This is a genomic window from Enterobacter asburiae (assembly GCF_007035645.1).
In the GTDB taxonomy this organism is placed as follows: domain Bacteria; phylum Pseudomonadota; class Gammaproteobacteria; order Enterobacterales; family Enterobacteriaceae; genus Enterobacter; species Enterobacter asburiae_B.
Map to the genome: position 1 here is coordinate 4,070,880 of NZ_AP019632.1, position 24,967 is coordinate 4,095,846.

Below are 24,967 nucleotides of genomic sequence, written 5' to 3' on the forward strand. Positions count from 1 at the left end.
CTACAGGGGAGCTGTTCTGGCTCCCCTGGTCATTTATATGTTTTACCGTATAAGTGTTTATAAAAAACAGGCTTTAATATTCACCACTGCTCCTGCATTATTTCCATAACAGTTTGACAGATATTTCGTGGAGCAGAATCGCAATGAACAATTATTCCCGTGCTAATACCGGCATTGATTTAAATCTTATCCCTGTATTTATTGAAATCGTCCGCTGCGGCAGCATGGCAAAAGCCTCTTTGCGTCTGGAGATGTCACGTCCGGCGGTGAGCCTGGCCTTAAAGCGCTTTAATCAACTCTTTGATGAACCGTTATTTTTCCGCAAAGGTTTATATCTTGAACCGACGGAAAAAGCGTTAGCTTTAACCAGCTCACTGGAAATATTAATGGGTGAAATTCACGATAATATTGCGGCAGTTAATTCCGGAAAAAATAAAACCCCGGCACAGAACGTACCGGGGCTGGGTAATATTATGCAGCGGTCTGAGTCGTCACTTTGAATGATGACATGGCTTCCATCAGCTGACGCGACTGCTCCTCAAGAGAGCGGGTCGCGGCGGAGGATTGCTGCACCAGCGCGGCATTCTGCTGCGCGGTTTCGTCCATCTGATTCACCGCAATATTCACCTGCTCAATGCCGCGGCTCTGCTCCTGAGACGCGGTCGCAATCTCACGCATCAGTTTGGTCATGCGCAGCACTTCTGTTGCGATCTCGTCCATCGTTTCGCCAGCCTGCTGGGCCAGCTCGCTGCCCTCGTTAACGTGGGTCTGCGAATCACTGATAAGCGATCGGATCTCTTTCGCCGCGTCGGCGCTGCGGCTGGCGAGGTTTCGCACTTCGCCCGCGACGACGGCAAACCCGCGCCCCTGCTCGCCCGCGCGCGCCGCTTCCACGGAGGCGTTAAGCGCCAGAATATTGGTCTGGAAGGCAATACCGTCGATCACGCTCAGGATGTCGGCGATGCGCGCCGAACTGCCGGAGATATCGCGCATTTTTTCAATTACGTAGCAGACCATTTCGCTGCCGTGATCGGCCGTGTCGGACACCGACTTCGCCAGCTGGTGCGCCTGCTCGGCGTTATCGGCGTTGAGCTTCACCGTCGCGGTGATCTGTTCCATGCTGGCCGCCGTCTGCTCCAGCGACGTGGCGGTGGATTCCGTACGCTCGGCAAGATCGCGGTTTCCCAGCGTCAGCTCGCGGCTACCGGTGTCAATTTGCGAGCTGGCATCGCGTACCCGCATAACCGAGTTCATCAGCGACTGCCGCATCTCCTCTATCACCGCATTGAGGCGGTTAAACTCCTGGCTCGCGGGTGCATTCAGCGTATGGGTTAAATCCCCCGCCGCCACGTTCTCCAGCTGAGCGATCGATGCAGAGAGCGGCTTGAGCAGCATATGGCGCAGCACCAGCCACGCGAGCACGATAATGCCCGCCGTCAGCAGCGCTGCGACGATAATCAGGATCAGTACGCGGGTTTTACTCGCCTGCACGGCGCTCACTTCCGCCTGACCACGCGCTTCGCTCCATTTCTGAAACGCCTGCATGTCGTTATCAAACTGCTTCGCCACCGGAATCAGCGTCTTCTCCAGAAGATCGTAGTACCCGTCCGCGCTCTGATCATTCAGGGTTTTCAGCATCGGGTTGATCCCCTGCTGGCTATACGTCGCCAGGCTGGCCGCCACTTTATCGAGCAGCTGTTGTCCCTGCTCGTCAGCCACGCCGCCGTCGATCACGCCTTTCAGCGTTTTCTGGGCCAGGGCAACTTCCTGATTGATGTTTTTAACCGCTTTGGCCGCATCGTCCAGCATGCCGATTTCCATCAGGCGGACGGCCTGGCCCGCCTCATTGCGCGCGCGCAGGATCAGCGTATAGCCTGAATTAAGCTGCACCATCTGCTCACCCTGAAGGTGATTAATACGCTGCAGTGAAGAAGAACTCTGTGTGAGGGCATAAATGCCAATGCCGCTGACAATCAGCAGCAGAAGGGTCATAACGGCCAGTAAAGAGAGCAAGCCGGTACGAATCGATAGCGTTTTAAGCATGATATTATTTCCGGTAGCGAGATATTTCTGGGCATAAAAAAAGAGTATCGGCCGCTACCGGAAAATGTTTAGACTTTAAGCAAATTCAGCGTGTTATCGCTCTGTTACCGATGTGTTTACGCGGGTAACAGGTGAGCTTTGGCGGTTCTCCCAGAGCACCGTCAGGCCACGCTGCAGGGCAATAAAAATAAACAGCAGAATGCCGATGGCGATCTTCGTCCACCAGGAGCTGAGCGTGCCGTCAAAGTTGATATAGGTTTGTATCAGCCCCTGGATCGCCACGCCGAACAGCGTTCCCAGCACCGTCCCCACCCCGCCGCTGAGCAGCGTGCCGCCAATGACCACAGAAGCAATCGCATCCAGCTCAACGCCCACGCCTGCAAGGGCATAGCCCGCCTGGGTATACACCGAGAAGACGATCCCCGCCAGCGTCGCCAGGCCGGTCGAGAGCATATAGATGCGGATGGTGGTGCTGCGGGTGGAGATCCCCATCAGGTTTGCCGACGTGGCGTTACCGCCGATGGCGTAAACCTGGTTGCCAAACCGGGTACGGTGGGCGAGGAAGATGCCAATCACCACCACGCCCAGCATCAGCAGCCCCATCGCGCTCAGGCGGCCGCCGCCGGGAATTTTCCACGCCAGGCTGGAGAGCGTGTCGTACACCGGATGGTTAATCGGAATCGACTCTTCCGACACCAGGTAGCTCACCCCGCGCAGGAAGAACATCCCGGCGAGAGTAATGATAAACGCCGGGATTTTTAACGCGTCGATCAGCAGCCCCATAAAGGCACCAAACGCGCAGCCCATCGCCAGCACCAGCGGAAACGCCACCAGCGGAGAGATGCCCCAGAAGCCGATCGCCTTCGCGAGGAACACGCCCGTAAACGCGATCACCGAGCCAACGGAGAGATCGATCCCGCCGGAGAGGATCACAAAGGTCATCCCGACGGCGATGATGCCTAAAAAGGCGTTATCGGTCAGGATATTGCAAATCACGCGGGTCGAGGCAAAACCGGGGAATTGGGTGAGGCAGTAGAGATACCCCAGCACAAACACGCCCAGCGTGATCATCAACGGTAAATTACGTTTTATCATGGCCACGGATCCCCTTAATGATGCTGACAAAGCGCGGCGACTGGACGATCAGCACGCAGAGCACGACCACCGCTTTCACCACCTGGTTGAGTTCCGGCTGGAACCCCGAAAGCAGGATCCCGGTGTTCATTCCCTGAATGATCAGCGCGCCAATCACCGAGAGCAGCAGGTTAAAGCGCCCGCCCATCAGCGATCCACCGCCGATCACCACCGCGAGGATCGCGTCCAGCTCCAGCCAGAGCCCCGCGTTGTTGGCATCGGCCCCGCGAATATCCGCCGCGACGATGACCCCGGCGATGGCGGCGCAGACGCCGCTCAGCACGTAGGTCAGCATCACCATCAGCCGGGTGTTGACCCCGGCGTTGCGCGCGGCGCGGATGTTGATCCCGACGGCTTCAATGAACATGCCCAGCGCCGTTTTGCGGGTGAAAAGCCAGAAGACAACGAGCGTGACCAGGGCAACGATCACCGGCGTCGGGAAGAACAGAAGGTTGCCGCTCCCGATCCACGCCAGGCTCGGCGAGTTAAAGGTGACAATCTGCCCGGAGGTAATCAGCTGCGCCACGCCGCGCCCGGCCACCATTAAGATAAGGGTGGCGACAAAGGGCTGAATTTTCAGCACCGCCACCAGAATGCCGTTCCATAATCCGGCCAGCACGCCGGTGCCTAAGGCCGCCAGCAGTACCACCGGCAGGCTGTGTCCGGACACGGTCATGGAAGCTGCCGTGGCCCCGGCGATGGCCATCACCGCGCCGACGGAGAGGTCAATCCCGCCGGTGGCGATGACCAGCGTCATCCCGATAGCCAGCAGCGCCACCGGCGCGGCACGGTTTAGAATGTCTATCGGGCTGCCAAACAGGCGACCATCCTGCACGATAATCTGGAAGAAATGCGGCGCGACCAGGCTATCAACCAGCAGAACCACCAGCAGCGCTGCGATTTGCGGCGTGCCGGTTGGCCAGCTGAATCGGCGCTTTGACTCACCGGTTTGCGAAAGCGAACGGGGCATCACGATTTACTCCTTATGCCGCGATGGCATTCATGATCGCCGGAACGGACAGCTTATCCAGCGGGATCTCTGCCACCTGTTTGCGATCGCGCATGATGATGACGCGATCGGCATATCCCACCAGCTCCTCCAGCTCGGACGAAATAACCAGCAGCGCCAGACCGTCCGCGCACAGGGTTTCGATAAGCCGGATAATTTCGGCGTGCGCCCCCACGTCAATGCCGCGGGTCGGTTCGTCGAGGATCAGGAACTGGGGTTTGGTCAGCAGCCAGCGGGAGAGCAGCACCTTCTGCTGGTTGCCGCCGGAGAGGAACTCGATAGGCTGTTCCGCGCTCGGGGTACGAATACCCAGCTGACGGATAAAGCGCTCGGCAATGGCGTTTTGCTCTTTACGGGGGATCGGGCGCAGCCAGCCGCGCTGGGCCTGCAGCGCCAGAATGATATTTTCCCGCACCGAGGCCGCGGCAATAATGCCGTCCGTTTTTCGGTCTTCCGGGCAGAAGCCGACGCCCAGACAGGAGGCCTGATGCGGGGATCGTAAGGTTTGCGGTTTGCCCTTGATCAGCGCGCTGCCGCTGTCGGCCGGCTTGATCCCGAAGATCACCTCGGCGGTTTCGGTTCGTCCGGATCCTAACAGGCCCGCCAGCCCGACAATTTCGCCCGGGCGGACTTCCAGATTAAACGGCGATATCACGCCTTTCTTGCCGTAATCGCTGAACGCGGCGACCGGTTTCTCGCTGAGCAGCGTGCGCCCGGCGCGCTGAAGGGCGTTGGTTTCCAGCTCGCGGCCCAGCATCATTTTCACCAGCTCGATCTGCGGCAGCTCGCGGGTTTCGCGGCAGCCGACAAAGCTGCCGTTGCGCAGCACCGTGATGCGATCGCTTACCTCATATACCTGATCGAGGAAGTGGGTAACGAAGATCAGGCTGACGCCCTGATCGCGCAGCTGGCGCATCAGGGTAAAGAGCATCTCCACTTCCTGGGTATCGAGGCTGGCGGTGGGTTCGTCGAGGATCAGCACCTTTGCCGAGAGATCGATCGCGCGACAAATGGCGACGATCTGCTGCATCGCCACGGAAAAGCGGTTCAGCGGCTCGCGGACGTCAAGGGAGAAGCCGTACGATTCCATCAGCTTTGTCGCCCGCGCCTCCATCTCTTTGCGGCGCAGCAGGCCAAAACGTCGCGGCTCACGGCCAATAAACAGATTATCCGCCACCGACATATTCGGCAGCAGGTTTACTTCCTGGTACACCGTCCCGATCCCCAGCTGTTGGGCATGGGCGGTATTTTTCGGCGAAATGGCGTTGCCTTCCAGCCAGATGGTGCCGCGATCGGCGTGATAAACGCCGGTGAGGGATTTAATCAGCGTCGATTTTCCCGCGCCGTTCTCGCCCAGCAGCGCCATGATCTCACCGCGCCGCAGGCTGAAATCAACGTTATCCAGCGCCTTTACGCCGGGGAAGAATTTGCTTAAGCCCTCTGTGCGGAGGATTTCCTGGTGTTGTTCAGTGGTCATGGTTTTCCCCCTCACCCTGACCCTCTCCCCGGAGGGGAGAGGGGATTGATCGTGCCAATTGTTAATATCCAGCTCCGCCCTGCCTTTTCCCTCTCCCCTCCGGGGAGAGGGCTGGGGTGAGGGGCGCGGTTCTTAGTAGCCCATATTCTTCTTCTTCTCTAACTCTTCTTTCGCCGTATCAGGCAGGTAGAGCGTGGACTTAGTGACCGTCACCTTCTCAGGCATCGTGCCGTCCTTCTTGAATTTCTCCAGCGCGTCGAATGCCGGGCCAGCCATGTTTGGCGTCAGCTCCACGCTGGCGTTGGCTTCGCCGTCGATCATCGCTTTGTAGATGTCCGGCACGCCGTCGATAGAGCCGGTGAGGATATCTTTGCCCGGCTTCAGGCCCGCTTCTTTAATTGCCTGAATCGCACCGATCACCATGTCATCGTTGTGGGCGTAAACCATGCAGATGTTCTTGCCGTTGTTTTCAGCCTTGATGAAGCTCTCCATGACCTCTTTACCTTTACTGCGCGTAAAGTCGCCGGACTGAGAGCGGATAATCTTGATGTTTGGCGCTTTAGCGATGGCCTCAGCAAAGCCTTTTTTACGGTCGATGGCCACGCTCGCGCCGACAGTGCCCTGCAGCTCAACGACGTTACACGGCTTGCCGTCGACCTGTTTCACCAGCCAGTCGCCAATCAATTGCCCTTCAAGCACGTTGTTGGCGGTCACGGTGGTCATATAGAGGGATTTGTCTTTGACGTCGATGGAACGGTCGAGCAGGAAGACAGGGATCTCAGCGTCTTTCGCTTCCTTCAGGACGGGTTCCCAGCCGGTCGCCACGACGGGTGCAATAAAGATGGCATCCACGCCCTGGGCGATAAAGGAGCGCACGGCTTTGATCTGATTCTCTTGTTTTTGCTGACCATCGGCGATTTTCAGGGTAATGCCGCGTTTCTGAGCCTCGCTTTTCGCAACGTTGGTTTCTGCCGCTCGCCAGCCAGATTCGGAGCCGACCTGCGAAAAACCTACGGTTAAGGGAGCGGCCATCGCCATAGACGACATGGCTGCCGAAACTGCTGTGACAAGAAGTAAGCGCTTCCACATATGAGCGTCCTCGTAGGGGTGTTTATTGTTGGTTAAAAGATGTTCTGCGAAATGACTATAGCCCATGAAATATGTAACGAATTGCGTTACATCACACTTCAGAAAAGTGAATAAAACGTTAATCACAAGTTTGTAATCGCTTTCATTTCACCATGAAAAATGCGGCTGAGTTTATGGATTTTTCTGTCATGGAAAGGGTCTGAAAAGTGGGAAAAGCGGGGAGAGAAAGCGAAAACAGGCGGAGACATTCAGCGCGAGTTGGCTATAATACCTGCCACTTGTTTACCATCCATTTTAAAGGACACCGACATGAGCTTACTCAACGTCCCAGCGGGTAAAGAACTGCCAGAAGACATCTACGTAGTTATCGAAATCCCGGCTAACGCAGATCCGATCAAATACGAAGTGGACAAAGAGAGCGGCGCCCTGTTCGTAGACCGTTTCATGTCTACCGCGATGTTCTATCCGTGCAACTACGGTTACATCAACCACACCCTGTCTCTGGACGGTGACCCGGTTGACGTGCTGGTCCCAACGCCATACCCACTGGAGCCAGGCTCCGTCATTCGCTGCCGTCCAGTTGGCGTGCTGAAAATGACCGACGAATCCGGTGAAGATGCGAAGCTGGTTGCGGTACCGCACACCAAGCTGAGCAAAGAATACGATCACATCAAAGATGTGAATGACCTGCCAGAGCTGCTGAAAGCGCAGATCACTCACTTCTTCGAGCATTACAAAGACCTCGAAAAAGGCAAGTGGGTTAAAGTTGACGGCTGGGACAACGCAGAAGCGGCGAAAGCAGAAATCATCGCCTCCTTCGAACGCGCTGCTAAGAAGTAATTCTTACTGCTGTTAATGAAGGCCCCGCGAGTCGGGGCTTTTTTATTTCCCTGGTTGAGAGTAGTACAAACTTAACTTTTAAGAATAATCCCATTCCTTTTGTTTTGGATATTAAAAACAAAAAAAGACTCCCTATCATTTATAGTGGGAGTGGTTGAATAGCCTGGCTGTTCACAACATACTGTCATGATGATCATTAATCCCCATTCATTACAGGATTCATATGTCATCCATTAACATTGATGTTGCCCGCCCAACTGGAATTTATTTTATCATTGAACGGTTGTATTCCCGCGATGGTTATATGCCTTCTATTGGGGAAATCAGCCCCTCTTTGACACAGGTGCACCGTACTGTCATTCAGCTAAAACGCAAGCAGGATATGTTTATGGATGGTGTTAAGGTTACCCCTAAAGATATTACCCTTTGGCAACAGATAAAATATATTACGGGTTCAAAAGTAACGACCAAGGATACAGATGCGTTAGTGTATACGACCGATTTTATCGGCTCCCTTGTTGCCACCACGCCTTTAGGTAATATTGAGCATGAAAATATTCCTCGCTTCCTCACGACAGAGTCTATCCACTCCCTTCCACAGGCGGTGAGTTATGGGCGTGATCCCATCCCACAAGTCCTTCTTTATGGTCGTAAGGATATAGTCTTCTTTATGGATAATGGTGGTAAGGGTACACCAACCGCTATTGCAAAATATAACCACAATACTCGTGACCTTGCCATAATCAAAGATCAGCTAGAAGCCAGTAAAACGATGAAGGAGCTGCTATCTAAGGGAGCAAAATTATGAGTAAGAAAAGCCATGTCATAAGCCTATTCGTCCTTATTATTGCTTCCTTTGTCTTTGGCAGAAGTACTTATGTTGAATATCTGTCATGGTACTATGGAAGCGATCATTTAATATTCAGTCAAATAAATAGCGCATTACTATCTGGTTTACTTAACGGACTTTACTTCGCGCTATCATCAAGCATTATTTATGCGTTACTCACTCTATTAAAAACAATTCCCAGAAATATCTTTTTTTCTTGTCTTCTGCAATTCTTTATTAACATAGGGCTATATACGCTTTTTGTTGCAGTAGATAGAGGTTATAGTAAATTGCATACTTTAGGCTCGGGTGCTACTGATATCACCCAAAGCTATTTTTTAGGGGCGTTGCTGATGAGCACACTCCTGACCGTCGCGATCGTGAGCGTTATACATGCTAAGTTTCTTTCTTCAAAGCATAAAGATGGGCTACATAAAGGCGTTTGACTGTTACGGTAAAGACAGTAAATGGCAGTATCTCTGCATCATGACATTCCAGCTTGCCTGGTTTTTGTTTTACTTATGGATCCCTTATCGAAGCGATTATGTGATTCTGCTGTTTTTACTGTTTTTCCTGCCCGTCATTTCAAGCAATACGCGGTGCATAAACTACTATGGCCGTTCACGCGCCTTGTGTTTTTTATGGCTTATTGCCCCGTACATCATGCTGTTCGTTCCTCTGTTTTTAACCCGACGCCGGGATACAGAAGAGAGTTGAAGGAATAAAAAAAACAACGCCACCTCACGGTGGCGTTGTTTTTTTCAGTACTGGTCTCTGTCTAACCAGTTACCGCTTACAATCCGCGTTAACCCTTCGACCGGACGCTGGTAGACGTACATCCACGCACTTCCGTACGGCGTCTGGATCAACTGGCGTGCGTATTCACCGCCCCTGGTGCGCAAGGCATCAAGTTCGGCAAGCGTCGCGTTATCAATACGATAGACTTCACCCTGTACTGTTCCTTCGCCCGGAACCGCGCCTGGATAGTGGCCCAGGCTGTACAACTGGTAGTTCTCGATATTGTAATTCCCCAGCAGCAGGGCATTGGTCATCCAGTGACTGTTGCCTTGCTTGGTTCGTAAACTGCCGTAGACAAATATTCGCATTGCTAAAACTCAAACTGATAGAGCAGATCAAGTGCCTGGTCTACGCCGGACACTGCTTCCAGATATAGCTTGGGCATCAGGCGATAGCGTAACGTGAGAGTTGCCAGTGAGTCAAAGATCCCCACACCATATTTTACCTGCAGACCCGGCAATACATAGCCGCTGACCACCACCTGCGAGGAGTCACCCACGCCCTGGGTGTCCAGCGCCAGATTGCTTACGCCGAACGTCTCGCCGATTTTACCCACAACCTGCCCACTTTGTGCAACCCCCAGACCCACTAACATCGAGGTCATCGCCGCACTGTCGCTTTGTCCGCTGTTCAGACCTTGTCCACGCAGCAGATAAGAGAGGGCTTCCTGCTGCGACATCGCCGGGTCAGAGAAGATCTCCGCCTTCGGTTCGTCGGCGGAACCGGTGACGCGAACGCCAGCAATGACGTCATCTTCCGTCGCTTCCGGGTTACGAATCGCCTCGATGTTCAGCAGGGGCTGATCCGGTGGACCGGAGAACAGCAGCTCGCCTTTGCGCACAATCAGATCCTGACCATAGGCGTGGAAACGCCCTTCAGGGATAGTGATCTGCCCGTTCAGGCCAAGCCCCTGTTTATCCTGCGCGACTTTCAGGTCGCCCGTGAGCCTCGCCTTCAGCCCAAACGCATTCAACCGCACGTTATTCCCCACGTGCACGATGAGGTTACTATTGATCGGTATGCCCGCGCTCTTCTGTTCGACAGGTTTCAGATTTTCATTGAGCATCACTTCATCACTTGAGACGCCGACCGCGCTTTCCGGCACGTCGTGAACCACGATGCGCGCCCACGGCACGTCGACGCGTCCGTCAAGCGTGAAGAGACTTGGCGTGGCTTCAAAGACCACATCAGGCGAGACGTCCAGGCGCACCATCGGCGGTACGGTGATGCGCACCTTGCTGCCCTTCGCGGCAATTCGGGCGCGCCAGTTGTCGAGCTGGCTCCAGTCCGCGTCGCCGCTCAGGTTGATTTGCCCTTGCTGCGTCAATACCGAGCCGCTCAGCGTCGAGCTCATGCCGTTGAAGTTCATCGCGATCTGGCTGGGCTGCATGTCAAACGGCATGAAGTTACCGTCGATATCCACGCCGCTGAGCCGCATCTGACCGAACAGCTGCGGGCTTTGCACGTTACCGGCCAGGCGCAGGTTAGCGTTCAGCATGCCCTCCGCTTTTTCCCCGCGCGCGAAAATCGGGTTCACCATCGCCAGGTTGAAGTTACGGATGTTGACGTTGCCGCCCAGATTACGCCGTCCCTGCGGATCGGTAATCTGGACCTGCCCGTCCAGCTGACCGTTGTTGGTCAGGCGGATCGTCCACCCCAGCTGTGCGCGATTGTTATGCAGATCGGCACTCAGGTTCAGGGTGTCGAACGCCACCGGCAGCAGCGCGTCGTTGACCTCCTGCGTCACCTTCACGTTACGCCCGGACAGCGTGACGCTGCCCTGCGGCAGCCCCTCTTTGGTGGTGTCCCAGGCCACATCGGCTTTCCCGCTGAAGACGCCGCTGGCCTGGGTCGTGTCCGGCATAAACGGCTTCAGCATCGCCAGATCGAAGCGGTTGAGGTTGATCTGCGCGCGCCCTTCCGCACCCGCATCGATGGTCTGCGGCACGCACAGCTCCGCATTCGGGTTGGTCCAGCAGTGTGGCCCAATGCTTATCTTCTGCTCAGCGTTGCGGTAGTCGAGGGCAATGGCGCGCGAGAGCGCCAGCGGCCCGACCGGCGTACTGAAGCGCGTGTTATCCAGCGTCCCTTTCCAGCGTTCTTCCTTGCGGTCAAAGCTGCCGGTAAGGTGAAGCTGGCCGGAGACCGGCTCGCCCTGCACGCGCAGCTCGAGGTCGTGCTGCTTCTCGTTCCCTTTGGCGTCCAGGGTGACCAGGTTAATGTTCACGTCCGGCTGAGAAATGCGCTCCACGCGCAGGTTCAGGCTACCGCCGATCTGATCGGTGGATTTCACATCCCCTTCCACGCGGACGCGGGCAACGCTCAGCTCCTGCCAGCGCAGGTTATTGGCGGTAATGTCCGCCAGCAGCTGCGGCGCCTCCACCGTACCGCGCACTTTCACGAGGCCCTTCGCCGTGCCGCCCAGCCCCGGCAGGGCGTTATCCAGATTCGGCGCGTCGATGGTGGCGTCCAGATTGAGATCTTTCACCCCCAGCTCGCCTTTGATATCCGCCGTGTTGCGGCCCAGCGCCACGTGCAGCCCCGGGATAACCCACTGCAGATAGCTGTTGCCTTTTACCGAACCTTCAACGTTAACCTTGTTCTGCTTCACGTTCCCGGTGAGCTTGATTTCCGGCACGTCCATCTGCCACGTACCGCCGTACAGGCTGCCGCGGGTTTTAATCAGGCCATCCAGCTTCGACGGCCAGTCCGGCACCTCTTTGGCGGTGTTAATGCCCGTCAGCTTCAGCTCGCCGCGCCAGCTGATCGCCTGCTGCCAGTCGAGCAGCGCGGTCAGCTCGGTTTTACCTTCCAGCGCCGCGACGGTCAGCTTGTCGAGGTTGACCTGCTGTTCGTTGCCCTTCGCATCCAGCGTGATGTTCGCGGGCGGTACGCCCTGCCCCTTCACGGCGGTGCGGAACGAGAGCGCGTAGTCGGTCATCTTGCCGCTCAGCTTCAGCTTCAGGTCATCGGCCTGGAACTGTTTTTCGCCGGTGAACGGCCAGTAAAGCTGCTTGCTGACAACCTCAAGATTGAGCGGCAGCCCGGCTTCCGCCAGCTGCGTTTGCGCGCGCAGGACCATGTCCACCGGGCCGGAGAGGTTGACCCCGACATCCAGCTTATCGCGCAGCGCACCGCCCACTTTGACCTTCACCTTTTCGCCTTTCAGCGGATCGATGTTGAGGGCACTGTTAAGCGTGATGTCCACCGGCCAGTTGTCGCGCAGCAGGGCATTCCCCGACGCATTCACCGAGCCCTGGTTGGTGTCGATATCCAGCGCGTCGAGCTTCATGTTGCCGTCAATGCTGCTGACTTTCAGCAGCATGGTGTAGACCGTCAGATCGGTATCGCCGGTCAGGCGCAGCTGCTCACCTTTGAACTCCTCGATATTAAGGTTCAGCGGCAGATGAACGTCGGTCATTTCCGGCAGGACAGGCTTCGAGAAGAGATCTTTCAGCGTTTCGCCCAGCGGCTTTTCTTCCGGCTGCGGGTTCTGGATCTTCGGCTCGACGATCTCTTCCTGCGCCACGTCGGCCACCTTCGGCAACGCGATCAGCAAGCCCTGCAGGGACGTCGGCGTCAGGGTGAGGTTTTTCTCCTGCCAGCGCAGGCCGGAGGTGAAATCCATCACGGACACGGTAGTGTCGTCGATTTTGATATTGACGTTATCGAGCGCGACCCGATAGAGCGCGATCGGGTACGGCGTGGAGAGATTCAGCGGGCCGCTGTCCTCTTCCTCGACCGGCGCAGACTTCGGCATTTTTTTCGAATCTATCGCCACGTTGACGTCTTTAAGCGACAGATCGTTGACGCAGAGCTTGCTGTCGCGCAGGCAGCCCAGCTTCACCGCCAGGTGGAACTCCCCGGCGTTCACCGCCACGCCCGGCTGCTCGTAGCGGATATTCTTCAGACGCAGATCGCGCCAGCCGCCCGTTACCTGGCCAATCTCCAGCCCCGGCACCCAGCGGTTCGCAGCGTTAAACAGCAGATGCAGCCCGGTCGTCGTTCCCACCAGAAACGCCACCGTACCGAGCAGCAGCACGATAAAAATCAGCACCCCGAGGCTTATTTTCTTCCATAAACTCATAATTCAGGCCCCAGACCGATGTAAAACTGTAATCCGTGCTCTTCTTTGTCACCGACAGGCACGGCGAAGTCGAGCTTGATGGGCCCGACGGGTGACTGCCAGCGTACGCCCACGCCCGCGCCGGTTTTAAAGTCGCTGCGGCGGATATCGTTCACCGCCTCACCGCCGTCAACAAACATAGCGCCCCACCACTTTCCGCTGACGTTGTACTGATACTCCAGCGATCCGGTCGCCAGTTTTGATGCACCGGTCAGTTGGCCTTTCTCGTTCTCAGGTGAGATCGATTTGTACTTATACCCACGAATGCTGCGGTCGCCCCCGGCGAAGAAGCGCAGATCCGGCGGAACGCGCTCGAAGTCGCCCGTTTCAATCCAGCCGAGATTGCCGCGCATCACAAAGCGGTGTTTGTCGTACAGCGTGCGGATCCAGACGTTTTGCGCCTGAATCACCGAGAAATCCACGTCGGAGCCCCAGGCGGAGTTGGAATAATCGATGGAGTAGCGCTGTGAGTCGCCCCAGGTCGGCATCAGGCCGCCGCGCGAGCGGGTACGGCTGATCATCACGCCCGGATAAAGCAGCATGGTGGTATTGGTGACGTTGGCCTGGGTAAAGTGGTCCAGGCTCCAGCGCAGGTTAATGGCGCGCTGCCAGCCGCTGGAGAGATCCCAGAAGCGGGAGACCGCAAGGGTCGTAGAATCCTGCTTGGTGTCGTTCAAGTCGGTGCGCTTAAAACCGCCCTGCACAAGGTAATATTGCTCAAGCGGGTTTTTCAGCAGCGGCATTTTGTAGCTGAAATCCAGCTGCTGCTCGGGCGCAGAGAGGCTCAGGCTGGTGGTCAGGCTGTGACCGTACGAGTTCATCCACGGCTTTTTCCACGAGGTTCTCACGCGTGGTCCAACATCCGTCGAGTAGCCAACACCGGTCTCAATGGTGTTCTCGGTGCGCGGCGAGACAACGCCATGCAGCGGCAACACCTTCGTTTTGCGAGACTTATCAAATTCCGGTGCGACAACCACGGAGTTAAACCAGCCGGTAGCGGAAAGACGACGGTTCAGTTCCGCCAGGTCTCTCGACTGGTAGTAATCCCCTTTTTTGAACGGCACGAGGTTTTGCAGATACTCTTCACGAATTTGCGAACCTTCAAACGTCACATCGCCAAAGCGGTAGCGTTCTCCGCTGTCGTAGTCGATATCCCAGAAGGCCTGACGCCGATCCAGCGCAATCCCCAGCTGGCTTTTATTGAACTGGCTGTCGAAGTAGCCCTTACGCAGGGAAACGTTCGTCAGCTCTTTTTTGAAATGGTCGTAGTCACCGTGGTTAAGCACGGTACCGATTTTCGGCCGCGTGCTGAGCAGGTCCAGGTAATCCCGGTCGGTACGCGCCCCGCCGCGCAGGATAACGTTCGTGCCGCCAATCAATACCGGCTCCCCCGGCGAAACGCGGGCAATAAGAACCTGGCGCCCCTTCTTTGGCGGCGGGCGAAGATCGAAATCAATGGTGGGTTCGTAATACCCCAGCGCTTTCAGCCCTTCACGGATAGCGTCATCCACGCGCGCGCGAAAACGCCGGTCCGGCGTCACCTCATCACTCTGGATGGTCGACAACTGCGCACGCACGTTTTTTTCCAGCGCCCCGGATAACCCCTCAACCTGCAAACGGACATTCGCCGCGCTGGCAATCCCGCTTGTCAGCAACACACTGACTAAACATAACTGGCGGATTTTTGTCACGTTTTCTCCTGAATATCCCTGTTTCCACCCTGGAAGCAAATGAAGTACCGCTCCGCGGCAAAATACGGCCTGTTGGCCAAAAACCCAAATCACGGGTTGAAAACGGGTGTAACACCCAAATATTTCTTATGATTAAATCTAGACTCATTCAGCGCATTTATTGTGTTCAATTAAACGCTTCGTGACAACCTTAACCGAAACATCGCACCCCGGGAGGCCCCATCGTGAGTTTATTCGACAAAAAGCATCTGGTTTCACAAACTGATGCATTACCGGGACGCAACACCCCTATGCCTGTGGCGACCTTACACGCCGTCAATAACCATTCCATGACAAACGTGCCGGAGGGAATGGAAATCGCCCTGTTCGCCATGGGCTGCTTCTGGGGCGTTGAGCGCCTCTTCTGGCAGCTGCCCGGCGTTTACAGCACGGCGGCTGGCTACACGGGCGGCTACACGCCGAATCCTACCTATCGCGAAGTCTGCTCCGGCGAAACCGGGCATGCGGAAGCGGTACGCGTGGTCTATGACCCTGCAGTCATCAGCTACGAGCAGCTCCTGCAGGTCTTCTGGGAAAACCACGACCCGGCGCAGGGCATGCGTCAGGGCAACGACCACGGCACACAGTACCGTTCGGCCATTTATCCGCTCACGCCCGAGCAGGATGCCGCCGCGCGCGCCAGCCTTGAGCGTTTCCAGCAGGCCATGCGTGAAGCGGGCGATACGCGCGAGGTGACGACGGAAATCACCACCGCGAAACCGTTCTACTATGCCGAGGACGATCACCAGCAGTATCTGCATAAAAACCCGTACGGCTACTGCGGTATCGGGGGCATCGGCGTCTGCCTGCCGCCACAGCTGGCCTGATTATCGACCCAGCGCCACGCGAGCCGCGTGGCGCTCAAAGAAGCGACAGCGTTGTCTCACAGCTTAACATTCATCCACCAGCCGCCCCCGCCGGCCATCTTCACCAAATTGTGACCTCTGGCAGATTTACATCTCTTTACGCTATACTACCCGCTGAAATAATCGGCTCAACGCTACGAGCTGATTTTCAATGTGTTTTCACACAAATGGTATCAACTCCCCTTCTGAGGATCTGGCGAGAAGCCGGATAAACTATGTTAAACAGTATTTTAGTAATACTTTGTCTGATTGCCGTCAGCGCGTTTTTCTCGATATCTGAGATCTCGCTGGCCGCGTCCCGTAAAATCAAACTGAAGCTGCTTGCCGATGAAGGCAACATCAATGCCACCCGCATCCTGAAAATGCAGGAAAATCCCGGGATGTTCTTCACCGTGGTGCAAATTGGCCTCAACGCGGTCGCCATTCTCGGCGGTATCGTGGGTGATGCTGCGTTTTCTCCAGCGTTTTATAGTCTGTTTGTTAAGTACATGTCCGTTGAACTGGCCGAACAGCTGAGCTTTATCCTCTCCTTCTCGCTGGTAACCGGCCTGTTCATCCTCTTTGCAGACCTGACCCCGAAACGCATCGGTATGATTGCGCCAGAAGCTGTGGCTTTGCGTATCATCAACCCGATGCGCTTCTGTCTGTACGTGTTTCGTCCGCTGGTGTGGTTCTTCAACGGTCTGGCGAACGTGATTTTCCGCATCTTTAAGCTGCCAATGGTGCGTAAAGACGACATCACCTCTGACGACATTTATGCGGTGGTGGAAGCCGGCGCGCTGGCCGGGGTGCTGCGCAAGCAGGAGCACGAGCTGATTGAGAACGTGTTCGAGCTGGAATCCCGTACCGTGCCGTCTTCCATGACGGGCCGTGAAAACATTATCTGGTTCGATTTGCATGAAGATGAGCAGAGCCTGAAGAACAAAGTAGCGCAGCATCCGCACTCTAAGTTCCTGGTCTGTAATGAAGATATCGACCACATCATCGGTTACGTCGACTCCAAAGACCTGCTGAACCGCGTGCTGGCAAACCAGAGCCTGGCGCTCAACAGCGGCGTGCAGATCCGCAATACCCTGATTGTGCCGGACACCCTGACGCTCTCAGAAGCGCTGGAAAGTTTCAAAACCGCCGGGGAAGACTTCGCGGTTATCATGAACGAATACGCGCTGGTGGTGGGTATTATCACCCTGAACGACGTGATGACCACACTGATGGGCGACCTGGTTGGCCAGGGGCTGGAAGAGCAGATTGTTCAGCGTGACGATAATTCATGGCTGATTGATGGCGGCACACCGATTGAAGACGTGATGCGCGTGCTGGATATCGACGAGTTCCCGCAGTCCGGTAACTACGAGACCATTGGCGGCTTTATGATGTTTATGCTGCGTAAGATCCCGAAACGTACCGACTCGGTGAAGTTCTCCGGCTACAAGTTTGAAGTGGTGGATATTGATAACTACCGCATCGACCAGCTGCTCGTGACCCGCATCGACAATAAACCGACCGTACTGGTACCGAAGCTGCCGGACGCGGAAGAGAAGGTGTCGGCGTAAAGCGCCAGCCTCTACAAACATCAACGGCTCCCATTGGGAGCCGTTTTTTTTAACTACTGCATAGCACGTTGGTTAAGCCATCTCAGTCTGCAGACGCATAACCTGACGGTTGACTTCGGACATCACAGACAGGTGCTGTTTGTCCTTCACTTTTGGGACAAGGATCTTGCCCTTATCAAACTCAAAAGCGCCAACATCCTTGATATACAACCGTCCACGGAACAGGATCTTCACGTACTTCGCCACCTGAAGCGGGTTGTAGCGTTGGAAAATTTTCATTCTTGTATCTCCTGCGAATCATACGCTCTTGCGGTGCCACAATCGGCCCGACTGTCCTGAGCGCAAATTTTAATGCCCAATGACTATAGACCAGAACTACGGTGTTACCCAGTGTGCATAAGTTTATTTACCGTTTGATTACAATTATTCAGAATAATCTTTGCAAAGCGTGACCGGGCGCAGTATAAGCCGTCGTTTTTTCATGGATATGTGCGTTCGCCCGCAAACTGGCATCGGGATTGCGGGAAAACCCCATTGATCGCACTTATGATTAAAAGCGCAAGACCAAGTGGTCGGATCACCTGCAAACAATAAGGAAACGCCATGACCCTACGTAATATCCTTGCAGCAGCCTGCCTGCTGCTGCCGCTGTGGGCTTCCGCTCACAACATTGAAAAAGGAGAACGTGTACCGCCAGTCGGCATTGCTGACCGGGGAGAATTGATTCTCGACAATGATAAGTTTAGCTACAAACCCTGGAATAGCGCGCAGCTCGCGGGCAAAGTGAGAGTTGTACAACATATTGCCGGTCGTACATCCGCAAAAGAGAAAAATGCTACCCTGGTGGAAGCGATCAAGGCCGCAAAATTCCCTCACGACCGCTACCAGACGACCACCATTGTTAACACCGACGACGCCATTCCGGGCTCCGGGATGTTTGTACGCTCAAGCCTTGAGAGCAATAAAAAGCTCTACCCGTGGTCGCAGTTTATCGTCGACAGCAACGGCGTAACCCGTAAGGCCTGGCAGCTGGAAGAAGAAAGCTCCGCGATTATCGTGCTGGATAAAGAGGGCCGCGTACAGTGGGCGAAAGACGGCGCGTTAACCCAGGAAGAGGTGCAGCAGGTTGTCGACCTGCTGCATAAGCTGCTGGCTCAGTAAATAGAGACGCGGAAGCCGGGGTTGAGGAAGGATTCGCGCGGGGTATAGTCAAGCGGCTTGCCCTGCCAGTCATGAACATGCGCCCCGGCGGCCGCGGCAACGGCATGACCTGCCGCGGTATCCCAGACGTTGGTTGGCCCAAAACGAGGGTAGAGCTGCGCATGGCCTTCCGCCACCAGGCAGAATTTCAGCGATGAGCCAATCGAGGTGGTCTGGTGTTCACCCAGCTGCTGCAGGTACTCCTGCAGCTCGCTGTCGCTGTGCGAGCGGCTAATCACCACCAGCGGTGGACGCGCATCGCGCACCTGGATCTGCTTGCGCACGCCGCACTCTTCCTTCCACGCCTTCCCTTCTGCAGCGCTGTACATCACCTTCATTACCGGCGCGTAGACCACGCCCAGCACCGCTTTGCCCTTCTCAATCAGGGCGATATTGACGGTGAATTCACCGTTGCGCTTGATGAACTCTTTTGTCCCGTCCAGCGGATCGACCAGCCAGTAACGCTGCCAGTGCTGGCGCTCGTCCCAGCTTTGCGGCGCTTCTTCTGACAGAACGGGGATGTCCGGCGTTAAAGCCTGTAATCCTTTCAGGATCACCTTATGCGCCGCGATATCCGCCGCCGTGACCGGAGAGTCGTCGGCTTTGCTGACCACCTCCATAGGTTTACTGCCGTCATATACCTGCATGATGGCATCTCCCGCATCCCGTGCGAGCTGACAAATTTTATCTAGCATTTTCCACCTCTTTGTTAACGCAGTGAGGTTAACTCTTTGTTTTAGTTATATCGTAATGTGAACAATTCCGCTATCTGTGAAGCAATTCCGGTTTCAGGTTACTTTTTTCTGTCAGGATTCACATTTCTGTAAGCAACAAGCTATAGATACATACTCTTTTGTGCTCTGCATCGAAAAAAGGACTCCTCTGATGATTAAGTTTAGTGCAACGCTTCTGGCGACGCTGATTGCAGCAAGCGTACAGGCGGCGACGGTAGATCTGCGTATTCTGGAAACGACCGATCTGCACAGCAACATGATGGACTTCGATTACTACAAAGATACCCCGACGGAAAAATTCGGCCTGGTACGCACGGCAAGCCTGATCGATGCGGCGCGTGGCGAAGTGAAAAACAGCGTGCTGGTCGACAATGGCGATCTCATTCAGGGCAGTCCGCTCGGGGATTACATGGCGACCAGGGGGCTGAAAAAAGGCGAGATCCATCCTGTTTATAAAGCGATGAACACCCTGGACTATACCGTCGGCAACCTCGGTAACCACGAATTCAACTACGGTCTGACATACCTGCACGATGCGCTCGCCGGTGCGAAATTCCCGTACGTTAACGCCAATATCATCGACGTTAAGACGCAAAAGCCGCTCTTTACCCCTTACCTGATTAAAGAGACAAACGTCGTCGACCAGGACGGTAAAAAACAGACGCTGAAAATCGGCTATATCGGCTTTGTGCCGCCGCAGATCATGACGTGGGATAAAGCCAACCTCGACGGTAAAGTGACCGTTAACGACATCACCGAAACCGCGCGGAAATACGTGCCCGAAATGCGCGAAAAAGGCGCCGATCTGGTGGTCGTTGTCGCCCACTCGGGTCTCTCCGCCGATCCGTATCAGGCCATGGCAGAAAACTCCGTTTACTATCTGAGTGAAGTCCCAGGCGTCGACGCGATCCTGTTCGGCCACGCCCACGCGGTCTTCCCGGGCAAAGATTTCGCCAGCATCAAAGGAGCGGACATTGAGAAAGGGACGCTCAACGGCGTGCCTTCGGTGATGCCGGGCATGTGGGGCGACCATCTTGGCGTGGTGGATCTGGTGCTGAATAACGACGGCGGCAGCTGGAAGGTGACGCAGTCAAAAGCCGAAGCGCGCCCGATTTACGACGCTGCGGCTAAAAAATCTCTGGCGGCGGAAGATAAAAAACTGGTCTACGTGCTGAAGCACGATCACGACGCCACGCGCGAATTCGTCAGCAAGCCGATCGGCAAATCCGCCGATAACATGTACAGCTTCCTGGCGCTGGTGCAGGACGACCCGACCGTTCAGGTCGTCAACATGGCGCAGAAAGCCTATGCGGAACACTTTGTGCAGGGCGATCCGGATCTGGCAAAACTGCCGGTCCTGTCAGCGGCTGCGCCATTCAAGGTGGGCGGGCGTAAGAACGACCCGGCAAGCTATGTTGAAGTCGAAAAGGGCCAGCTGACCTTCCGTAACGCCGCCGATCTCTACCTCTACCCGAACACGCTGGTGGTGGTAAAAGCGACGGGCCAGGAGGTGAAAGAGTGGCTGGAGTGCTCTGCCGGACAGTTCAACCAGATTGATCCTCACAGCAGTAAACCGCAGTCGCTGATTAACTGGGACGGCTTCCGTACCTATAACTTCGACGTGATCGACGGCGTAAACTACCAGATTGACGTCACCCAGCCGGCGAAATATGACGGCGAGTGTCAGGCGATTAACCCGCAGGCGGAGCGCATCAAAAACCTGACCTTCAACGGCAAGGCGATCGACCCGAATGCCACCTTCCTGGTGGTGACCAATAACTACCGCGCCTACGGCGGTAAGTTTGCCGGTACGGGAGATAGCCACATCGCCTTTGCCTCGCCGGACGAGAACCGCTCGGTGCTGGCGGCGTGGATCAGCGCGGAGTCGAAGAAGGCGGGCGAAATTCATCCGGCGGTGGACAACAACTGGCGCCTCGCGCCGATCCACAGCGATACGAAGCTGGATATCCGCATAGAAACGTCGCCGTCCGATAAGGCAGCCGCGTTTATCAAGGATAAAGCCCAGTATCCGATGAAGAAGGTCGCAACGGATGATATCGGGTTCGCGATTTATCAGGTGGATTTGAGCAAGTAGCGGTGATTGTGCCGGGTGGCGCTTCGCTTACCCGGCCTACGGGATGGAAGATTACAGGTAGGCCGGATAAGGCGAAGCCGCCACCCGGCTTTTACGCCGCACGATCGTCCCTGTTCGCCATCACCTTCGGGGTATTCACCTCAATCCAGTCCGCCAGCGCAGCGACTTTCTCGCTGACCTCAATCCCCAGCGGCGTCAGGCTATACTCTACGTGCGGCGGCACCACCGGATACGACACGCGATCGACAAACCCGTCCAGCTCCAGCGCCTGGAGTGACTGGGACAGCATCTTTTCGCTCACCCCGCCCATTTTACGGCGCAGATCGCTAAAGCGATGCGTTCCCTGGCGCAGGGCCAGCAGAATCAGGACACCCCAGCGGCTGGTCACGTGTTTGAGCACCTCGCGTGAAGGGCACTGTTCCGCGAAAAGATTGCCATCGCGCATTTGTTCGCTGAGCGTCGGTATCGATGTTTTCATACTTACCTTTTTGTACGTACTTACTAAAAGTTAGCTATGGTGCTAGTGTGCCACAACACCAGACAAACACGAAGGAGATTCATCATGATCGCGATTACCGGTGCTACCGGCCAGCTTGGCCATCTCGTTATCGAACAGCTGTTGAAAACCGTACCGGCCAGCCAGATTGTGGCCATCGTACGTAACCCGGCGAAAGCGCAGGCCTTAAGCCAGCAGGGAATTGTCGTTCGCCAGGCGGACTACACGGATGAAGCCGCATTCACCGCCGCGCTGAGCGGCGTGGATAAGCTGCTGCTGATCTCTTCCAGCGAAGTCGGCCAGCGCGCGACCCAGCACCAGAACGTGATTAACGCCGCCAAAACGGCAGGCGTGAAATTTATCGCCTACACCAGCCTGCTGCATGCGGACAACTCACCGCTGGGTCTGCATGTTGAACATGTTGCCACTGAAAAAGCGCTGGCGGCGTCCGGCATCCCTTATGCCCTGCTGCGCAATGGCTGGTATACCGAAAACTACCTGGCGAGCGCGCCGCCTGCGCTGGAACACGGCGTGTTTATTGGTGCGGCAGGCGAAGGCAAAATTGCCTCTGCCACCCGCGCCGACTATGCCGCGGCAGCCGCCAAAGTGATTGCTGAAGAGGGCCACGCGGGCAAGGTCTACGAACTGGCGGGCGACCACGGCTGGACGCTGAGCGAACTGGCGGCTGAACTCAGCAAACAGAGCGGGAAGCCGGTAACCTATCAGAATCTCAGTGAAGCGGATTTTGCCGCCGCCCTGAAAAGCGTCGGCCTGCCTGCAGGGCTGGCAGATATGCTGGCGGACTCGGATGTGGGTGCGTCCAAAGGGGGACTCTTTGACGATAGCCATACGCTGAGCAAACTGATCGGGCGCGCAACGACGCCGCTGGCGCAGAGTATTAAAGCCATTCTTTAACAGTGTCACCGTTCTTTCCTGCGGCCGGGTGATTTCCCTTACCCGGCCCGCTCATATTTATTAATAATAAAAACAGATATAACGATTAAAAGTCCGGGTATTCTTTATCCGTCGCGTACGTTATCGGTTTTTCAAATCCGGGAATGGTGATGCCATTCATATCAATCTTAATATCTTCCTCATTTATCCCCTGCTGGCCGAAAAGATAAATGACATTGAGTTCACCCTGCGACGCAGCCTCGTCGTAGGCGTTAGCCTGACGTCGCACCTGCCGATTACGCTGCTGATAATCCGCAAACACCGCGTCCCCATAGCGTTTGCGCAACCATTGATGGGTAAGCTTTGGCGAGTAAACCACCCCCGTGGCATTATTACCGCCAAAGCCTTTTGAATTAATAAAGGCGATTTGTCCCTGGCCTTCCTCTAATTTGCAGTCCTGAAGAGGAATGGTTAAGCGCGCATTGTTCACCTGCGGCGCGATGTGGGACACGCTTTTAATTCCCGGCAAAATACCATAGCGGAAGACGCCGAGGCAGCCGATCAGCTGGTCGCCGCTGGCGGGGCCCAGGGAGTGACCGAGGTACGATTTCACCGCCGTCACCGGCCAGTCGCGAATCGAAAAAGCTTGCGCAACGCGGTCAAAAATATCCGCCTCGGAGACGCAATTCTTCGGCGTGCTTGAGCCGTGCGCCTGAATAAACGATCCCTTCTGCACCGTCTCTATCCCGGTCATCGATACCGCAGAGGCTACGGCTTTCGCCATGGTGATGTAATTCCCCGGCCCCGGTGACGCAATAGAGCGTTTAAAGCCGTCAGCGTTGATGAAGACATTCCCCACCGAACCGTGGATCTCTGCGCCAAGCTGCAGCGCCAGCTCGTCGTCCATTAACACGACATACTGGCTGGATTCTGCGATAACAAAACCGCAGCTGTTGCCAAACGGGCGGCTGCTGTTGCGCCAGTCGGCCGTTTCCGTTTCATCAATGTGCTTAAGCTTGCTCTCCGTTGCCAGGGCGCCCATGGCATCGAATCCTTCAATCACTTCTGAGATGACCGGCGCTTCGGCGCTGCCAACGACGGCTACGCGAATGCGCCCCGCTTTGATATCCTCAACTGCCGCATTCAGGTTATACAGAAACGTGGCGCACGCCCCCAGCGTGGCGCTGGTATGACCGACGCTACCCAGCACATACGCATTGAGGAAATCGGCGCACATGCTGTTCAGGCCCAGCGGGCACTGTTTTGCGCTGACGCGATGGCCTTTCAGGCGCGACTGCAGCATTCCGCCAAAGCCATAATCGTCGAGCTGCCCCATGATATTGCCCGAATAGACGCCGAGCCGATCCGGCGTGATTTTGGCCTGTACCTCTCGCCACGGGATCCCCAGCGCGTTGATGGCGTCTGACGCTCCGACAATCGCCATTTGTAACGCCCGCGGATGGAACTGCGAATTGTAATGGTCGCCCGGGCGGAATCCCTGCGGCAAAAGCCCTGCAGCCTGAACCTCCGTGCGCAGCAACGCCTCAATTTTACAGTCCATCTCTCCCTGAACGGTAATACGGACACGCCGATCCGCTAATTCTTCAACGTACCATCCCGCCGGTAAGGGTTGAGGTAATTGCCTGGCAGATATATTAAAACTGAATCCCTCTTCGCCTGAAGCCATATTCAATTTTGCATGGCTGGCAATAGCATCGACATCAAAATAGTCGCGCGTAATTTTTCTGATAAGGGTTCCCTCTAGCGCCTCGTCTTTTATCCTCGCGGCAGCCTGAGCAGGTGTAAATCTTTTACCGGAAATATCGTAATACCCACCTTCATCATATTTAAGTACGCCCATCAGGATGGCTAACGATAATAACGTATCCTGCCGTTCCTCTTCCGATAATGACTCAATAATCATTCGACGAAATGCATGATGTGAAGAACTACGACCAGCTGGACTATAGCCGCCAAAAGCCGTTATTACGGGTAATTTCACCATAATTTATCCTCTCGTGGTCGTGGATTTATTTTATTAAGCAAGTGCGATA

The 24,967-nt window shown here is 55.6% G+C and carries 21 protein-coding genes; 9 read left to right on the plus strand and 12 right to left on the minus strand.

What is annotated here, in order from left to right:
* The first annotated feature begins 143 nt into the window (after positions 1–143).
* Positions 144–500 carry a helix-turn-helix domain-containing protein gene (locus FOY96_RS19460; protein WP_033144492.1) on the plus strand — a complete coding sequence of 119 codons (357 nt, stop codon included), beginning with the start codon at positions 144–146 and terminating at the stop codon, positions 498–500.
* Here the strand turns inward: FOY96_RS19460 and FOY96_RS19465 are convergent.
* The 5 genes from FOY96_RS19465 to ytfQ form a co-directional block, all read right to left on the minus strand.
* Entirely contained in the window at positions 472–2,043 is a 1,572-nt protein-coding gene (locus FOY96_RS19465) for a methyl-accepting chemotaxis protein (protein ID WP_143347613.1), read from the minus strand. The genes FOY96_RS19460 and FOY96_RS19465 overlap by 29 nt on opposite strands.
* Before the next feature lie 93 nt (positions 2,044–2,136).
* Positions 2,137–3,138: a galactofuranose ABC transporter, permease protein YjfF gene (gene yjfF, locus FOY96_RS19470; RefSeq protein ID WP_023293434.1), complete on the minus strand. Its 1,002-nt coding sequence runs from the start codon at positions 3,136–3,138 to the stop codon at positions 2,137–2,139.
* Complete coding sequence (ytfT, locus tag FOY96_RS19475; RefSeq protein WP_165356711.1) at positions 3,125–4,150, minus strand: galactofuranose ABC transporter, ATP-binding protein YtfT; 1,026 nt, start codon at positions 4,148–4,150, stop codon at positions 3,125–3,127. The genes yjfF and ytfT overlap by 14 nt, the downstream gene beginning before the upstream one ends.
* A gap of 10 nt (positions 4,151–4,160) precedes the next feature.
* Positions 4,161–5,663, minus strand: coding sequence for a galactofuranose ABC transporter, ATP-binding protein YtfR (gene ytfR, locus FOY96_RS19480; RefSeq protein ID WP_008501421.1), 1,503 nt, complete (start codon positions 5,661–5,663; stop codon positions 4,161–4,163).
* 132 nt (positions 5,664–5,795) lie between these two features.
* Positions 5,796–6,752 carry a galactofuranose ABC transporter substrate-binding protein YtfQ gene (gene ytfQ / locus FOY96_RS19485; protein WP_014882271.1) on the minus strand — a complete coding sequence of 319 codons (957 nt, stop codon included), beginning with the start codon at positions 6,750–6,752 and terminating at the stop codon, positions 5,796–5,798.
* 309 nt (positions 6,753–7,061) lie between these two features.
* On the opposite strand from ytfQ, the gene ppa reads away from it, so the two are divergent.
* The 3 genes from ppa (at position 7,062) to FOY96_RS19500 (ending at position 8,867) form a co-directional block, all read left to right on the plus strand.
* The gene (gene ppa / locus FOY96_RS19490) at positions 7,062–7,592 is read left to right on the plus strand and encodes an inorganic diphosphatase (RefSeq protein WP_010427397.1); all 531 of its coding nucleotides are present in this window, start codon (positions 7,062–7,064) and stop codon (positions 7,590–7,592) included.
* Positions 7,593–7,815: 223 nt separating this feature from the next.
* The gene (locus tag FOY96_RS19495) at positions 7,816–8,400 is read left to right on the plus strand and encodes a hypothetical protein (RefSeq protein WP_032662463.1); all 585 of its coding nucleotides are present in this window, start codon (positions 7,816–7,818) and stop codon (positions 8,398–8,400) included.
* The gene (locus FOY96_RS19500) at positions 8,397–8,867 is read left to right on the plus strand and encodes a hypothetical protein (protein ID WP_048977042.1); all 471 of its coding nucleotides are present in this window, start codon (positions 8,397–8,399) and stop codon (positions 8,865–8,867) included. Before FOY96_RS19495 ends, FOY96_RS19500 begins: the two co-directional genes overlap by 4 nt.
* Before the next feature lie 315 nt (positions 8,868–9,182).
* Here FOY96_RS19500 and FOY96_RS19510 read toward each other — a convergent pair whose 3' ends face one another.
* The 3 genes from FOY96_RS19510 to tamA are packed head-to-tail and all read right to left on the minus strand — an operon-like array spanning position 9,183 to position 15,036.
* Positions 9,183–9,527, minus strand: a complete 345-nt coding sequence (locus tag FOY96_RS19510) for a gamma-glutamylcyclotransferase family protein (RefSeq protein WP_014830431.1) — start codon at positions 9,525–9,527, stop codon at positions 9,183–9,185.
* Positions 9,528–9,529: 2 nt separating this feature from the next.
* The gene (tamB, locus tag FOY96_RS19515) at positions 9,530–13,306 is read right to left on the minus strand and encodes an autotransporter assembly complex protein TamB (RefSeq protein WP_143347614.1); all 3,777 of its coding nucleotides are present in this window, start codon (positions 13,304–13,306) and stop codon (positions 9,530–9,532) included.
* On the minus strand, positions 13,303–15,036 hold the full coding sequence (tamA, locus tag FOY96_RS19520; RefSeq protein ID WP_033144487.1) for an autotransporter assembly complex protein TamA: 1,734 nt from the start codon (positions 15,034–15,036) through the stop codon (positions 13,303–13,305). Before tamA ends, tamB begins: the two co-directional genes overlap by 4 nt.
* A gap of 224 nt (positions 15,037–15,260) precedes the next feature.
* Here tamA and msrA point away from each other — a divergent pair, with 224 nt between their 5' ends.
* Together msrA and paeA are read left to right on the plus strand one after the other, a co-directional pair.
* A complete protein-coding gene (gene msrA / locus FOY96_RS19525; RefSeq protein WP_029741954.1) occupies positions 15,261–15,902 on the plus strand; it encodes a peptide-methionine (S)-S-oxide reductase MsrA in 642 nt (213 codons plus the stop codon).
* 254 nt (positions 15,903–16,156) lie between these two features.
* On the plus strand, positions 16,157–17,494 hold the full coding sequence (gene paeA / locus FOY96_RS19530; protein WP_032662457.1) for a polyamine export protein PaeA: 1,338 nt from the start codon (positions 16,157–16,159) through the stop codon (positions 17,492–17,494).
* Between the two features lie 72 nt (positions 17,495–17,566).
* On the opposite strand, the gene FOY96_RS19535 is transcribed toward paeA, so the two are convergent.
* Positions 17,567–17,773 carry a DUF1107 domain-containing protein gene (locus FOY96_RS19535; RefSeq protein WP_008501430.1) on the minus strand — a complete coding sequence of 69 codons (207 nt, stop codon included), beginning with the start codon at positions 17,771–17,773 and terminating at the stop codon, positions 17,567–17,569.
* A gap of 324 nt (positions 17,774–18,097) precedes the next feature.
* Here FOY96_RS19535 and FOY96_RS19540 point away from each other — a divergent pair, with 324 nt between their 5' ends.
* On the plus strand, positions 18,098–18,655 hold the full coding sequence (locus FOY96_RS19540) for a YtfJ family protein (protein ID WP_143347615.1): 558 nt from the start codon (positions 18,098–18,100) through the stop codon (positions 18,653–18,655).
* Here the strand turns inward: FOY96_RS19540 and cysQ are convergent.
* Entirely contained in the window at positions 18,649–19,389 is a 741-nt protein-coding gene (cysQ, locus tag FOY96_RS19545) for a 3'(2'),5'-bisphosphate nucleotidase CysQ (RefSeq protein ID WP_023310160.1), read from the minus strand. The two genes, FOY96_RS19540 and cysQ, sit on opposite strands and share 7 nt — an antisense overlap.
* 190 nt (positions 19,390–19,579) lie before the next feature.
* On the opposite strand from cysQ, the gene FOY96_RS19550 reads away from it, so the two are divergent.
* The gene (locus FOY96_RS19550) at positions 19,580–21,523 is read left to right on the plus strand and encodes a bifunctional 2',3'-cyclic-nucleotide 2'-phosphodiesterase/3'-nucleotidase (RefSeq protein ID WP_143347616.1); all 1,944 of its coding nucleotides are present in this window, start codon (positions 19,580–19,582) and stop codon (positions 21,521–21,523) included.
* A gap of 91 nt (positions 21,524–21,614) precedes the next feature.
* Here the strand turns inward: FOY96_RS19550 and FOY96_RS19555 are convergent, their stop codons facing one another.
* Positions 21,615–22,001 (minus strand): winged helix-turn-helix transcriptional regulator, encoded by a 387-nt coding sequence (locus tag FOY96_RS19555; protein ID WP_143347617.1) that lies wholly within the window; start codon positions 21,999–22,001, stop codon positions 21,615–21,617.
* 84 nt (positions 22,002–22,085) lie between these two features.
* Here FOY96_RS19555 and FOY96_RS19560 point away from each other — a divergent pair, with 84 nt between their 5' ends.
* Positions 22,086–22,934, plus strand: coding sequence for an SDR family oxidoreductase (locus FOY96_RS19560; protein ID WP_033144480.1), 849 nt, complete (start codon positions 22,086–22,088; stop codon positions 22,932–22,934).
* Between the two features lie 85 nt (positions 22,935–23,019).
* On the opposite strand, the gene FOY96_RS19565 is transcribed toward FOY96_RS19560, so the two are convergent.
* Positions 23,020–24,474, minus strand: a complete 1,455-nt coding sequence (locus FOY96_RS19565) for a beta-ketoacyl synthase (RefSeq protein ID WP_269473760.1) — start codon at positions 24,472–24,474, stop codon at positions 23,020–23,022.
* Positions 24,475–24,967: the final 493 nt, after the last annotated feature.